The organism is Bacillus sp. NEAU-CP5 (assembly GCF_026420705.1).
In the GTDB taxonomy this organism is placed as follows: domain Bacteria; phylum Bacillota; class Bacilli; order Bacillales; family Bacillaceae; genus Bacillus; species Bacillus velezensis.
In genome coordinates, this window is sequence record NZ_JAPMOV010000002.1 from 24,397 (window position 1) to 38,236 (window position 13,840).

At 44.5% G+C, this 13,840-nt stretch carries 14 protein-coding genes, 2 pseudogenes and 1 riboswitch; of the genes and pseudogenes, 6 read left to right on the forward strand and 10 right to left on the reverse strand.

Annotation, left to right across the window (positions count from 1 at the left end):
* Window positions 1-46: 46 nt before the first annotated feature.
* The 4 genes from proB to OTK50_RS05140 form a co-directional block, all read right to left on the reverse strand.
* Window positions 47-1,165: a glutamate 5-kinase gene (gene proB / locus OTK50_RS05125; protein ID WP_130570912.1), complete on the reverse strand. Its 1,119-nt coding sequence runs from the start codon at window positions 1,163-1,165 to the stop codon at window positions 47-49.
* A gap of 24 nt (window positions 1,166-1,189) precedes the next feature.
* On the reverse strand, window positions 1,190-2,038 hold the full coding sequence (proC, locus tag OTK50_RS05130) for a pyrroline-5-carboxylate reductase (protein WP_014418088.1): 849 nt from the start codon (window positions 2,036-2,038) through the stop codon (window positions 1,190-1,192).
* A 185-nt stretch (window positions 2,039-2,223) separates the two neighbouring features.
* The gene (rtp, locus tag OTK50_RS05135; RefSeq protein WP_003153833.1) at window positions 2,224-2,592 is read right to left on the reverse strand and encodes a replication termination protein; all 369 of its coding nucleotides are present in this window, start codon (window positions 2,590-2,592) and stop codon (window positions 2,224-2,226) included.
* 285 nt (window positions 2,593-2,877) lie between these two features.
* Window positions 2,878-3,594, reverse strand: coding sequence for a 3-ketoacyl-ACP reductase (locus OTK50_RS05140; RefSeq protein ID WP_007407344.1), 717 nt, complete (start codon window positions 3,592-3,594; stop codon window positions 2,878-2,880).
* 129 nt (window positions 3,595-3,723) lie between these two features.
* On the opposite strand from OTK50_RS05140, the gene OTK50_RS05145 reads away from it, so the two are divergent.
* Both OTK50_RS05145 and OTK50_RS05150 read left to right on the forward strand, forming a co-directional pair.
* Complete coding sequence (locus OTK50_RS05145) at window positions 3,724-4,029, forward strand: DUF948 domain-containing protein (protein WP_224223575.1); 306 nt, start codon at window positions 3,724-3,726, stop codon at window positions 4,027-4,029.
* A 65-nt stretch (window positions 4,030-4,094) separates the two neighbouring features.
* Complete coding sequence (locus OTK50_RS05150; protein ID WP_224223576.1) at window positions 4,095-4,856, forward strand: hypothetical protein; 762 nt, start codon at window positions 4,095-4,097, stop codon at window positions 4,854-4,856.
* A 30-nt stretch (window positions 4,857-4,886) separates the two neighbouring features.
* Here OTK50_RS05150 and OTK50_RS05155 read toward each other — a convergent pair whose 3' ends face one another.
* Genes OTK50_RS05155 through OTK50_RS05165 form a run of 3 tightly spaced genes read right to left on the reverse strand, consistent with a single transcriptional unit; the run spans window position 4,887 to window position 8,657 of the window.
* The gene (locus OTK50_RS05155) at window positions 4,887-6,134 is read right to left on the reverse strand and encodes an RbtT/DalT/CsbX family MFS transporter (RefSeq protein ID WP_224223577.1); all 1,248 of its coding nucleotides are present in this window, start codon (window positions 6,132-6,134) and stop codon (window positions 4,887-4,889) included.
* Window positions 6,135-6,181: 47 nt separating this feature from the next.
* Window positions 6,182-7,648 (reverse strand): FGGY-family carbohydrate kinase, encoded by a 1,467-nt coding sequence (locus OTK50_RS05160; protein WP_224223578.1) that lies wholly within the window; start codon window positions 7,646-7,648, stop codon window positions 6,182-6,184.
* On the reverse strand, window positions 7,641-8,657 hold the full coding sequence (locus tag OTK50_RS05165; protein WP_224223579.1) for a 2-hydroxyacid dehydrogenase: 1,017 nt from the start codon (window positions 8,655-8,657) through the stop codon (window positions 7,641-7,643). Before OTK50_RS05165 ends, OTK50_RS05160 begins: the two co-directional genes overlap by 8 nt.
* A gap of 121 nt (window positions 8,658-8,778) precedes the next feature.
* Window positions 8,779-8,871, reverse strand: a riboswitch (SAM riboswitch).
* A 147-nt stretch (window positions 8,872-9,018) separates the two neighbouring features.
* On the opposite strand from OTK50_RS05165, the gene OTK50_RS05170 reads away from it, so the two are divergent.
* Window positions 9,019-11,082: a molybdopterin oxidoreductase family protein gene (locus OTK50_RS05170; RefSeq protein ID WP_224223580.1), complete on the forward strand. Its 2,064-nt coding sequence runs from the start codon at window positions 9,019-9,021 to the stop codon at window positions 11,080-11,082.
* Between the two features lie 134 nt (window positions 11,083-11,216).
* A pseudogene (locus OTK50_RS05175) lies at window positions 11,217-11,415 on the forward strand (hypothetical protein).
* A 70-nt stretch (window positions 11,416-11,485) separates the two neighbouring features.
* Here the strand turns inward: OTK50_RS05175 and OTK50_RS05180 are convergent.
* Window positions 11,486-11,710 carry a hypothetical protein gene (locus OTK50_RS05180; protein WP_045207689.1) on the reverse strand — a complete coding sequence of 75 codons (225 nt, stop codon included), beginning with the start codon at window positions 11,708-11,710 and terminating at the stop codon, window positions 11,486-11,488.
* A 199-nt stretch (window positions 11,711-11,909) separates the two neighbouring features.
* Between OTK50_RS05180 and OTK50_RS05185 the strand changes: the two genes are divergently transcribed.
* Window positions 11,910-12,488, forward strand: a complete 579-nt coding sequence (locus OTK50_RS05185) for a MarR family winged helix-turn-helix transcriptional regulator (protein ID WP_174737557.1) — start codon at window positions 11,910-11,912, stop codon at window positions 12,486-12,488.
* Window positions 12,481-12,762 (forward strand): hypothetical protein, encoded by a 282-nt coding sequence (locus OTK50_RS05190; RefSeq protein ID WP_224223581.1) that lies wholly within the window; start codon window positions 12,481-12,483, stop codon window positions 12,760-12,762. The genes OTK50_RS05185 and OTK50_RS05190 overlap by 8 nt, the downstream gene beginning before the upstream one ends.
* 39 nt (window positions 12,763-12,801) lie before the next feature.
* Here OTK50_RS05190 and OTK50_RS05195 read toward each other — a convergent pair whose 3' ends face one another.
* Both OTK50_RS05195 and OTK50_RS05200 read right to left on the reverse strand, forming a co-directional pair.
* Window positions 12,802-13,266: an SMI1/KNR4 family protein gene (locus OTK50_RS05195; RefSeq protein ID WP_029974608.1), complete on the reverse strand. Its 465-nt coding sequence runs from the start codon at window positions 13,264-13,266 to the stop codon at window positions 12,802-12,804.
* Window positions 13,267-13,279: 13 nt separating this feature from the next.
* A pseudogene (locus OTK50_RS05200) lies at window positions 13,280-13,753 on the reverse strand (HNH/ENDO VII family nuclease); the annotation flags it as partial.
* Between the last annotated feature and the right edge of the window lie 87 nt (window positions 13,754-13,840).

A 13,840-nucleotide genomic window follows, 5' to 3' on the forward strand; every position in this document is an offset into this window, starting at 1 on the left:
CTTCAAAACGAAGCCTCGGGCTTTTTCATATTTTTATAGATCTTTCTCAGCCGATCGGAATGGATAGTTCAACGTGGCAGACAAACGCTTCCGGATCAATGACTGATTGATCGGTCTGTTTATGCGGCGTTTCTTTAAAAGTCTCCAGCTGGGCTGAGGAATAGTTGACGATGCCGAGTCCGAGCTCTTCTCCCTGCTGATCAAGCAGCCTGACAACCGCTCCGCTGCTGAATCTGCCCTTAATCTGCTCGATGTCCTGCGGTGACAGCTCCATATTTCCGTTCGCGACATCGCGGCTGCTTTCTTTTTCCATCACAATTTCGCCTTCGGGGCCGGAATTAAATGCAAGCCATTGTTCTTTGTGGTTTAACGGCAGGGTTCCTTCCGCTTCAAAATAAGTTCCTTCAGCCGCCTCATCTACCGCTTGAAGCAGAATGTCCGGAATGTTGGCCTGCCCGAGAAAGCCTTTAATACCGGAGGCCATCACAATTTTAAAAGCATCCAGTTTCGAACGCATTCCGCCGGTTCCCATTTCACTCCCGGCATCTCCCGCGCTTGCTTCTATTTCCGGAGTGATGTCACTTACATGTCTGATTCTTTTTGCTTTCGGGTTGCTGCGCGGATTATCATCATATAAACCGTCAATGTCTGATAAAATCACAAGCATGTCGGCATCAATTAAACCTGCCACCTTCGCTGCGAGTGTATCGTTATCTCCGAATTTCAGCCGATTGACTGTGACCGTGTCATTTTCATTAATAATCGGAATAATGCCCCGTTCCAAAAGGACGTTCATCGTATTGCGCACATTATGGTAGCGGTATTCATCGGAAAAGTCGCTTCTTGTAATTAAAATTTGTGATGCGACATAACCGTGCGCTAAAAACAGCTTTGAATAAGCCTCCATTAATAATCCCTGCCCGATGGAAGCGGAAGCCTGTTTTTCAGGGAGGCTTTCCGGTTTCTGAATAAATCCAAGCTTCCGATAACCTGCCGCCACTGCGCCGGAAGATACTAAAATCACTTCATAGCCGCTGTCTTTCAGCTGTGCGATTTGATCCACCAATGCTTCCAGCTTTCTTCTGCTGATTTCCCCGTGCAGGCTCGTCAGTGAGCTGCTGCCGATTTTCACCGCGACTCTTTTGATCTTCGTCCGAGACGTCACTGTATCACTCCTGTTTTTTAACGATTATAGTGCTGCCGTTTTTTCAATTGTTTTGCTGATCTCAATAGAACGTTCGGTCGCGTGTTTAATGGCTTTGGCAATGGCTTCTCCGCCGCCTTCTGACCTGAGCGCATCGAGGCCGGCTTCCGTCGTGCCGTTTGGAGAGGTGATGTTTTCCCGAAGCACATCCGGTTTTTCACCCGTTTCCATCAGCATTTTAGCGGCGCCCAATAACGTTTGCGCGCCGATTTTGCGGGACAGCCGTTTGTCTAAGCCGGCTTCTTCACCTGCTTTTTCAATAAACTCCATTAAATAATAAAAGTACGCCGGTCCGCTGCCTGCGATGCCGGTGAAAATGTCCATCTGATCTTCTTTGATCACGTACACTTCCCCGAGGCATTCCAAAAGGGATACCGCGGTTTTTGCTGAACCGTAAGAGACATGGTCTCCGAAAGCCGCAGCTGTTGCCGATTCGCCGATCATGCTGGATGTGTTCGGCATCACTCTTACAACAGGCTGACGATCATGTAATGATTGTTGTATAAATGAGGTTGTTATGCCTGCCAGAACAGACAGGATAATTTGATGAGGTTGAATACGCCGTTTCAGCGTAGCCAGAGCGATTTCGGCGTCCTTCGGCTTCATGGCTAAAATAAAGACATCAATATCTTCGGTTTTCATGCTGTCAAAAGCAATGCCCTGAATTCCGTATTGATGTTCCAATTCAGCAAGTCGCTCTGTATTGCGGCGGTTTGTCACGCAGATGTTTTGGTTGGGAATTTTTTTTGCGCGGACCATGCCTGATATCATTCCTTCAGCCATTGATCCTGCTCCGATAAAAGCAACTTTCTTTTGATCTAAGATCGGTAACATCTCCCTTGTTCGTATTTTGTTCGTATTTTTCACACGTTTTTTATGTTACCACTTCAAGAGTCGATGTCAAGTTTGAAGGTTCTATTGATATGTATTGTTCCGAGCCTGCTATTATGTATAATGAATCACAGAACATACCTTACAAACCTTTTGAGCCCGGGAGGCCGGGTGCGTTCCGGCCGGATTTAAAAATTATCTGAAATGGCTTTTTCAATCAGCTTTTTGCAGCGGTCAAGCTCTGTCTTCAGCTGTTTTTTGTAAAGCTTCGCAGCTTCATAGTCTTTAAATTGATAGAGAACGACTTCCTGGAGTTTGGCTCCCTCTTTTTTCACTTTTACTTGCTTTAAAATCCCGTCATCCAAAAGTTCGTGAAGCGAACGGTACACCTCGGTATGATTCGGCTTAAAACCGATGGGTTTAAATTCCGAGCGGAGCACCTCGAGAAGCTTCAGTCCGTAAAGCCGTTCCTGCTCTGTCATTGTAATCATGTAAAGCTTTAAAAAAGCTCTTTGTTTCACTAAAAAACCGGTTGAACTTCTTTTTTCTTCTTTCAATATGTGCACACCCTTCCTTCTAACAAATTATTCCATGTGCTAAATATTCTCTTTATATCCCGTTTTCCCTTTTATCGTTCGGACAGTTTGGTTTGTATAGATTTGTTTTTTGGAGGCGGGGAAAAATAATCTTAATGAACATTTGGTACATAGTTTATTTAGTTTAATTATAGCTGATATCTGTTTCTTTTTCACTCTTTTTTCTGTAAAAACGGATTTTTATGCCTATTTATTCGGGTTTGCGGAAACAAAAAAGACCCGTCGTGAAGACAGGTCCCCTCTTGTTTAAGGATTCGTTGACCACAAACCGGCAGTTTTGATGAAAATGCGCGGATGTAATTTCAATTGAGCAACCATATATTCTGCAAGATCCTCAGGCTGCATGACTTTTTCCGGATTGCCGTCTGTCAGATTTAATTCAATAGACATGTCGCTGGCAACCGTGCTCGGAGTCATTGCGCTGACACGGATGTTGTGTTTTCTGACTTCCTGCATGAGAGATTCAGTCAGACCGAGAACGGCAAATTTAGAAGCGCTGTACGCACTTGTCGCCGCGGCGCCTCTTTGGCCCGCCGTAGAAGAAATATTAATGATATCTCCTGATTTTCTCTCAATCATTTCAGGAAGAACGGCGCGTGTCACGTGGTATACACCCATTACATTAACTTGAATGATGTCTTCCCACTCTTCAGGCGTAAGATCCAAAAATCCGCCGAATTTGCTGATTCCGGCATTGTTAATCAAGATGTCAATCTCACCGAGTTCTTCTTTAATAGAGGAGACGGCTTGTTCAACCTCTTTTTGGTTTTTTACATCGGCAGCAGCGAATGATGCCTTTACACCAAGGGCTTTCACTTCTTCCGCAACCTTTTCGACATTTGCTTCTGTGCGGCCGATTAAACCGATATTGACTCCTTCTTTGGCTAAAGCGATAGCGGCGGCGCGGCCGATTCCTCTGCCCGCACCCGTGATAAGAGCCGTTTTGTTTTGTAAGCTTTCCACGTCTTTCACCCTTTCTGAATGTCCTTATGTACGATTTCACATTATAAGCAGAAAAAAAACAATTAGCAAATAAAATGATTCAACACGATCCGTAAAGGGTATCAACTGAAAAAAAGGAGTGAAAAGCAGATGATCATCATTTTGTATATCAGTGTTGCCGTTGCGGCTGCCGCATTCATTTATGCAGGCGTATCCGCCGTGCGTTTTAAAAGAAACACAGCGCCTGATATAAAGAAGATTAACGCCGCGACAGCGTCCATGCAGACGGCCGTTGGTGAAATCAAAACAGAAACCGATCTGTTATCGCAAAAGCAAAAAGAACTGCAGGAAGATTTTCTCACTAAAAAAACAGCCGTGCAAACGACGGCGGCCGAAGTTAAAGGAACGTCTCACGTCCTGAAGATGCTCTGGAACGCCGGTAAAAGTGATGTATGAGCCTGCATGTCATCCGACGTTTTTGATGACACTAAGAGAAACTGGCGGATTCAAGGAGGCATAACATGATTTGCGATCGTGAGCGGCTTGCGCATTTTTTGCAGCAGCTTAAAGCACTATCATATTCGGGAGGGTTTACAAAATCGGATTTGCTGACTCCGGCTTTCCATTTAGCCAAGGACGGAGATCTGGATTTGTATTATTCGCCTCATAATGAATATATTAACCCTCATGCAGTCGTTGCCATTTCCGGAATCACACCCGGTTTTTTTCAAATGCAGCTGGCTTACACAAAAGCGGCACAGCTTTTAAAAGATGGCGAAACTCTTGAAACGATAGCGTATGAAACAAAAAAAGCGGCCGGACTTTCCGGTTCAATGAGACAGAACATCATCGAAATGCTTAATGAATGCGGTCTGCCGGCCGCGCTTCACGTTGAGGATTCATCCCGGTTATTTGATTCAAAACGGGAGCTTCTTCATACAACGTCCGTTATCAAACACCCTGTTTTTTATAAACAGAAAAACTATACGGGACATCGGCCGGCAATCAGCAGGTCAGCTCTTCTCAGCCGTTACGCGCTGAAATATTTTCCGGATGAAATAGAAATGATGGAAAAGGACATTCTGCTTATCCCTCTCGGCAAAGCAGCAGAATCAGCCTGCCGCATGCTGAAGAAGAACGGCAGAATGGGTCATGCGTTCATTCTGGAAGGCTTCCCGCATCCGTCCGGAGCAAACGGACATCGTTTCAAACAATTTCACGAAAACAAACTATCGTTACGTGAACAAATTCAGCGCTTTGCCGGGTTTCTTCAGCAGCTGTAAAAAACGCCCCGAATTTTCGGGGCGCTGCTGTTAAGAAGCGTATTCAGGCAATGCTTTATTGTGTTTTACCGTTTTCTCTTCAGGTATTTTGATTTGATTTGTCAAGATTGCACTTACGAAATAGAGCGCTGCGAAAATCCATACAACGCCTTGAGCGCCGACAAGCCCGATGAACGCCCAGGCAAGCGCTGGGCCGACAAATGCCGACAGGCCCGCAGCCAGATTTAACACAGACATGGCAGCACCTTTATCGCTGCCGGCCGCCGTCGGCACGATAGCCCCGATCGGAACGAACCCGGCGAGGAGCCCTCCCCATATAAAACCGACAATGCTGACGAAAAGCAAGTTCCCATGTGATACAACAGGAGCATAATATAATAAAAGAGTAAAAATGCCGCAGCCTACTCCTCCGAACCACATGACAGTCTTTTTCCAGCCGAAGGCATCACCGACTGCGCCGAAGATTAAGTTAAAGACGATATTTCCGAGAAAGATCGTTCCCCAAATTTGAAGCCATACATTTGTAGAAATGCCGTGCTGCGCCATATGCATCGGAAGAAATACCGGAAATCCGTATGTACCAATGCTGTTAATGATCCGAATGATCCCCCCAGAGAGCACGCGCGGATTTTCAGCAAGGATGGTGATTCCCTTCATTAATTCCTGCGCCTTTTCCCGCTTATCTGCCTTTTTATTTTCAAAGCGGTCCCTATTTAAAATCAAAGCAAAAAACGCGCCGAGGCAGACCCAGAAAATTGAACTCCACAGTGTATTCAAATAGCCGAAGGATTTGATGGCCCAGCTTGAATACCAAGCACCGAATACAAACATCCCGCAGCAATATGCAATCCAGAACCAGCCGACCGCCGTACTGAGCCTGTTTTTCGGCGACCGGTAAATCACCCATGTCAAAAATGAATAGGCAAACAGCGGATAACCCAGCCCTTTAATAAAATACGTGACATACATCACCGGCAAATTAAGATTTTCAAATCCGTATGCGATAAACGCGGCTGTTCCGATAACGTAAAACAACAGCCCCATAAACATCGTCCGCTTTGCGCCGAAGGCTTCGAGGCAGACCCCTGAAAACCAAGACGCTACAGCGAGAGAAATACCGTAAACCGTAAACAGGGATGCTGATTGCTGTACCGTCAAGCCGTTTTCAACTAAAAACGGGCTGAGCCAGCCTTGTTCAAGGCCGTCCCCCATCATAAACAGCACGACCCCTAAAAATCCCCAGGCGAGCTGTTTCGGAATTCCTATTTTATTAAGCATTTTTGTTCCTCCTCAGCAATCTCTCATGTTGTCATCTCATCCCCAAGTCAGGCTTTCACCGCCGGCTGAAAATGAGTAAATAATTTTTGCGTATATTTCCATTCTTCATATAGGAAGAGATCCGTCTGATCCGCTTCCGGCTCAATTACCTTCGTGCGGCTCGAAAGCTCTGCTTTCACACCGAGAGCTTCGTTGCAAATCATCGCCGCTCCCATTGCGGATGCCTGGCTGAACCCCTCTCTCTTATAGATTTTCTTTTGGAGAAGGTTAGCAAGAAACTGCGTCAAAGCATCACTTTGGAAACCGCCGCCGCACACCTTCACATAATCTTGTGAAAAGGAAGCCACCTCTGTTAACGCCTCATAGTTCCATTTGATTGAAAAAGCGATTTCCAGCAGTGCGGCTTTGACAAAATGGGCTCTGCTTAAGTTTTGGGACAGCGGGGCGTCAAAAATAAATCCGCCTTTTGCCAGTGCGTTTTTCTCTGGCGATAAATAGGAGCCTAACGCAGAAATACAAGCATGATCATGTTTCGGCAGACTTGCGATTTCCCGTTCCATGACGCCGTAGGATTCATTCGGATAAAAAATGGATTTTAATTTTTGATAATTGAGCCCTGTTACACCCGGATTCGTTTCAAGGAGCCATTGACCTTCTTCTGTATGGCAATTCAGCCATGCATTCTTTAAACTTTCAGTTCCGGTCTCAGCTGTTATCTTTATAATCGGCGTCGTCGTGCCGGATACGATGACGATATCTCCCGGCTTTGCATCTGCACTTTTGATGGCAAGCTGTGTGTCTCCCCCGCCTGCAATCACAGGCACTCTTTCAGAAAGACCGAGAACCGCCGTTTTCTTAAACGTTAACATTCCGACAACCGTCCCAGATCGGACGAGTGAAGGAAGAATGGCAGAAGGCACACCGAAGATGTTGCATAATGTCTCTGACCACGCCTTTTTCCTTACGTCAAACAGCAGTGTTTCAGCAGCCTGTGACGGTTCATAGCTTAAAATACCGCTCAGCTCAAATGTCACCCAGTCACTGATGCTTGTGATGTACTTCACTTCTTTCCATAAAGACGGCTGTCTAGTTTTTAATCCGACAAGTTTCATGGCGGAAAATAAAGCGCTCGGAAGACGTCCGGTTTGCTGATGCACTTCTTCTTTTGCTTCAAACCCGTCTTCCCATTCACGCCCTCTGTTATCAATGTTGGGCAGACCGAGAAATGCCTTTTTATCTTTATTGATCAGAACAATTCCCTGCCTCTGGCTTGTTGAGGTGATTCCGATTAATGTAATATGAGGGCTTTTGCCAATAACCTTCCTTGCCATAGCGCTGATTTGCTTCCATAACCCTTCCGGTGAGAAATATCGTCCGTCCGGATAAAGCGGATCCGTCACATATTCAATGTCTTCCCTTTCAAGCGCGGTCACTTCGCCGCCGGCAGTCACGACCGCGACTCGCGCATTCCCCGTCCCGATGTCAAATACAAGGTAGCCTTTTTGTTCAGCCATTACAGCCTCCTCCTTCCGGTTCAAGTTCTCTTTTGTTATAAAGTTCACGTATTGAGCAGGTTTGATCTTGTTTCCATTTGAAAAGCGCTTCATTTAAAATCTTCACATGATGATCTTCCACTTCAAATGTTGCGCCCGCTAAATGGGGAGTCGCTAACACATTCGGCAAAGAGATCAATTCATAATCAGAAGATTCAGGCGGTTCGTGATAAAACACGTCAAGGATCGCTCCCTTAATCCGCCGTTCTTTCAGCACCCGCAGCAGCTCTTCGCTGTCTGTAACCGCCGCTCTTGACGTATTGACAAAAACAGCTTCCTGTTTCATCAATTGAAAGTGCCGGGCGCCGATAAGGCCGATGGTTTCTTCTGTGCGCGGCAAGTGAACGGAAACAATATCACTTTCAGAAAATACCCGTTCAATCGTCGTTTTTTCATACTCCCGGTTTTCATGACGGACAAATGGGTCATAGTAAAGCACCTTGCAGTCAAAAGCGGCCAATAGCCGGGCGATTCTCTGTCCGACAGCTCCGAAACCGATAAGGCCGACTGTTTTCCCCGTCAGCTCATTTCCTCTGAATTTGACGTAAGCCTGCAAATAATCACCATTCCACTTCCCGTCCTTCAGCCACTGTAGGGAAGAATACGTATGACGCAAAAATGAAATCACATTTCCGATAAACATTTCAGCAACAGCCTGGGCATTGCGGGCCGGTGTAAAGAAAACGGGGATTTTTCTTTTAGTCGCCGCCGCAATATTCACATTAGACGGCGTTCCTCTGCAGACACCGATAAAAGCGGAATCGGGCAATATGTCAATAACACGCTCAGACACCTCATCAAGTTCAGTAATAAGCCCCGACGCGTTTGTCTCTTGAATCATTCGGATTAATTCATCTTCCCGATAGGCCCGGCCGTGCTTCTTCCACGGCCGGTGCACAGTCCGGCCGAACAGCTCAGTCAGCTCCTTCAGCCCCTCGTCGTGATATGGCGCGGTAATTAAAACCGTCATGGTGCAAAACATCCTTTTCACATAAATTTTTTCATAAAAAAATCTCTTTCCCCAAAGAAGGAAAGAGATTCATATACCGTCTTTATGCGCTTGAAGCGCACAAATATGTATAGATCATTCTTTCCTATCTTTCAAGCATACGCTTGCTGGAATTGGCACAATAAATGTTGCCGAGGTTTCATAGGGCCAGTCCCTCCACCTCTCTGGATAGAAAATAAAATGATGAAATTGTCAGGCTGTTTAAAAGAATAAACTCATCATAGAAAAGTCTTTCCGTGATGTCAACACTTTTTTTCTGAATTGACGTTCGATTTTGAAATGTTATAATGCTTACAATATAAACAAAGAGGAGAAATGGGCTATGAATTCTGCTGCAACACAGCCGAACGGGGTCTTTAAGTCGGTATGCTCACTAGACTGTCCCGACCAATGCGGCTTGCTTGTGACAAAAAAAGACGGAAAAATCGTTAACATTCAGGGAGACCCCGATCACCCGGTCACATCAGGGAATATTTGCAACAAAGTCAGACACATGGCTGAGCGTATTTATGATGAGAAGCGCGTAACCGTTCCGTTAAAACGGATCGGTAAAAAAGGTGAAGCCGCGTTTACGCCTATTTCCTGGGAGGAAGCGATCAATACGATCAGTGCGCGCTGGAAAGAGCTTATTGCCGAAGAAGGAGCGGAAAGCATTCTTCCGTACAGCTTTTACGGCAATATGGGAAAACTGGCGGCAGAGGGAATGGACCGCCGTTTTTTCCATCGTCTCGGAGCGAGTCATCTCGAACGGACGATTTGCAGCAAAGCCGGTTCTGAAGGCTATAACTATACAATGGGTGAAGGAGCGGGTACTGATCCGGAGGAGACCATACATGCAAAGCTCTTTATTTTTTGGGGGATCAATGCCGTCAGCACGAATATGCACCAAGTCATGATTGCCCAAAAAGCCCGGAAAAAAGGGGCTAAAATTGTCGTTATCGATGTACATAAGAACCAAACCGGCCGGCTTGCCGATTGGTTTATTCCCATTTGCCCCGGCACAGATGCCGCACTCGCCCTCGGTATCATGCATGTCTTATTCGACGAAAACCTTCACGATGAAGCATTTCTCACAGAATACACCGAAGGCAGTGACGAATTAAAAGCGCATGTTCAACACTATGATCCGGAAACAGTTTCTGCTATTACAGGCGTTAAAGCCGACGATATCAGACGCCTTGCGAGAATGTACGGGGAAACCTCCCCTTCCCTTATCAGGATCGGAAACGGCATTCAGCACCATGACAATGGCGGAATGATCGTCCGCACCGTCGCCTGTCTACCGGCTGTTACAGGACAGTGGCTCAACACCGGAGGAGGCGCAATCAAGCACAACAGCGCGGTATTAAACTATAACAGACAAGCGCTCCAGCGGCCTGATCTGCTTTACGGCAAAAAGCCACGATCATTTAATATGAACAGGCTCGGAAGCGTTCTGTTAGAAACAAAACCGCCCGTGCGCTCCCTGTTTATTTACGGTACGAATCCCGCGGTGGTTGCGCCGGAAGCGAATAAAGTCAGAAAAGGCCTGCTGCGTGAGGATTTATTTACAGTCGTTCACGATCTGTTTTTAACGGAAACTGCCAAATATGCGGATATCGTGCTCCCTGCTGCATCCGCTTTTGAAAACACGGATTTTTACACGTCTTACTGGCATCATTTTATTCAGCTGCAAAAACCGGTGATCGAACCCTACGGGGACAGCAAATCGAATACGGAAGTGTTCCGTTTGCTTGCCGGAGCAATGGGATTTACCGAGCAGGAGCTTCAGGATTCCGATGAAGAATTGATCAGACAGGCGCTGGACTTTCCCGACAATCCGTATATCGAGGATATTGATTACGAAGCGCTCTCACGCCATTCCTTTATGAAAGCCAAACGGAAAAAACCGCTTTTTCCGGGAAAGCTCAAGACACCGAGCGGAAGAATTGAATTATATTCGGAAAAGATGAAACAGGACGGTTATCCGGCGCTGCCGACACATATCCCTCTTGAGAGCGATGACGATTTTCCGCTTTTATTTGTCCCGGGCCCGAATCATAATTTTTTAAATTCGACATTTTCGAATAATGAAAAACACGTAAAACTGGAAAAAGCGCCAAAGCTTTTTATTCATACAGAGGATGCTGTACGCCGGAACATAGAAGACGGGGAAACCGTTAGAGTTTGGAATCACCGCGGCGAGTGTGAATTAACAGCTTCGGTCGGCGAACAGGTGCTTCCCGGCGTTGCAGTCAGCCAAGGTCTTTGGGCCGATATGGATGATAAAAAACAGCTCGTCAATTCGCTCACGCCCGATCGGCTGGCGGATATGGGCGGAGGCGCTGTTTTCTTCTCCGGAAAGGTGCAGGTGGAAAAGCTCAGCAATCAAAACCGTCCGCAATAAACGCCGGGCGGTTTTGATGAAGGCTGAATCCTTTCGGCCGGCTTCACCATATAAAAAATGATAACGTTTATTGGAGGTTTGGATATATTACCGGCATTGGAATCGCTTTAGCCGGATATTTCATCGGAGACGGAATGAAAACTTTAACTCACCTGATCCTCATGAACACACTGACCACATTCACATTAAAGAAAAAGATTCACACTATTATATTGGTTATTATTTAGGAGTAACCAAGGAAGAAGCGAAACAAATCATGCCTGCACCTCTGACATTCCGCATATCACGAGAAACGGAAAGCGGTATGTGCAGAAGAATACATTAAGAGAATAGCTGACTTCCATGCTGGAAAAAGAATAACAGCTGCCATGAAAAGCGGGAAGAGCTTTTCTCTTCCCGTTCATTAAGATTTGCCGCCCTGCCTCTCTTCAACCCCAAACATACGACAGATATCGTTCTTACGTAACGAAACATCCCCTTCTTTTGATTGCAAATAAAACCCTTTCATATATAACCGTATGACTTCCTCATATGTAAGCTCATGACGAAGGAGCGCCATTAAACGCCCGTCTTTTTCATCTTGTTTATTGAACCATTCATACTGTTCTGACCAGTTCACTTTCTGCATGTCAAACACCTTCCCACTTTAGATTAACGCCCTTTTCGCATTTATTATACTTATTTCCCCTTCTGTAAACACTCCGACTGCCTGTGACATTTTTGAAAACAGCCGCACCCGCTGCTATTAGTCACCATGTTGACTTATTTTCCATTTCGATGTATATTATAATTGTCAACATGATGACGATTTAGATAGGAGATAACTTATGGATATTAATTTACTAATGAAGGAACTGCATGTTATGCAGCAAAGTTACGCATCATTATTTTCGGTTGTCAATAAAGTGCAGGCTCGGGGGGACGAATACTTAGAAATGCTGACTTCCCGACAGCACATGACTCTTATTGCTATTGCCCATTTACCGACAGAAGATACCACACTTATGAATATCGCTAAAAAGCTGGGCACAACAAAACAAACCGCTAACAAATTAATTTCAAGCCTCGCGAAAAAAGGATATGTTCACACTGTGCCAAGCAAACTGGATAAACGTGCAATCAATATTGAGATTACCCCTGAAGGAAAAAAAGCGTTAATTTCCTGTTCAGAAAAATCCACCTATTTTTTAGCGGATATGTTTCATGACTTCACAACTGATGAAATTGAAACATTCTGGAGGCTATTGCAAAAACTTTATCGTTTTGATGGTGAAGAACAGGATGGTTTTGAAGAAAAAGCACATTTGAAAGTTGAAGATCAGGCACAATTCACCTCAGATGACTATGAAGAAAAAATCATGGCTGAATTTTTAAAACGGCGATATGGGAGTGCAGACGATGAATAATATGCTTTATCGAAAAGTAAAAGAAACAGAGGATAAGATGAAGGAAAAATGCTATGAGCTGAAAGATAAAATTGATCAATTTATTTTTCATGCCAAATATAAAATTCATTGCAAACGTAAATTGGACCGAGCCGGCAATTATATATCAATTGCCATTGGACTCTTTATCCTAACTGCCTCATGGCTGACCGCAACACAATGGCTGCTTTGGATAGGCGCGGCGAGTATTTTGAGTAATGCCTGTTTGCTCATTATAAAGCCTGTTAAAAATTGAAAATCTGAAAAAAGCTCTCTAATAGAGAGCTTTCTTTTATTAATCGTCCCAGTCTTCATCTTCTTCCCAGTTTTCTTTCATCTCATGAAGTCTTTCATAAAAGAATTTTATAAAATGGGCAGAATTAAGTTCTTTATAGCCACCGAATTCACTCCAAATAACAACTGGACATTCTCCTTCACTGTTGATTTTATTGGTATCTAAACAATACCCAAAAAAATCAACATGTTCTATGACTACTAAGCCACTTGGCAATCCCCTATATTCATGATATTCCCTGGTTGTTTCTACAACTGAAGCACCGCCAAAATCATAGCCTAATAAATCGATTCCATAAACCCCGCCAGAACCATAGTTTCTAAGAAACCATTTGTAGCTATCTGGCAGCGTGACTTGAAGATCTTGCTCAATTTTTAAAATTTTATCTTCTCCAATCCCACCCGTAAAATCTTTTTCTTTTGCATTATCAGCTATGAATTCTCTTACTTTCAAATAAAAATCCATGGTTTATAACCCCTTATTCTTTCTCATATTGTTTTGCTCTCCACTTCCAATACCTTGTCTTAAAGTTATTGTACTGTTTCTCCAGGTAAACATCATTCCTGAAGCTTTCTCCATTACCTTTAAGGCCATGTATTACGTCGCTATACTGTGTATGTAAACTATTAGGTATCTCAAGCAACGGTCCACTTTCTTCTTGTATGAGGTGATGTAAGTTAATCTGTGTTCCGTCTTTAGCATAAGGAGACTTACCATCTTTCATTAATTCCAGGTTGGTTTTTCCTTTTGAAGTTTTTTGATTAATATCAATGTCCTTTAAGGTATAGACTCTACGGCTTACATCTCTAATTTGTCCTTTAACTTTTACTTTGCCGTCTATTTCAACAGCACCATACTTTTCTTTATTTAACCAAGGAAGGTTTATTTCTTGACCAGTAAACGGCTTTCTCGTTCCATCCGGGATTTTCTTTGCATTTGTCGAACTGCTATTCAAGATCATAAAATTTCAAACAAAACCTTACACGAAAGATCGGGGATCGGCAAAACAAAGCCAGATATAACATATATTAAAAAATCT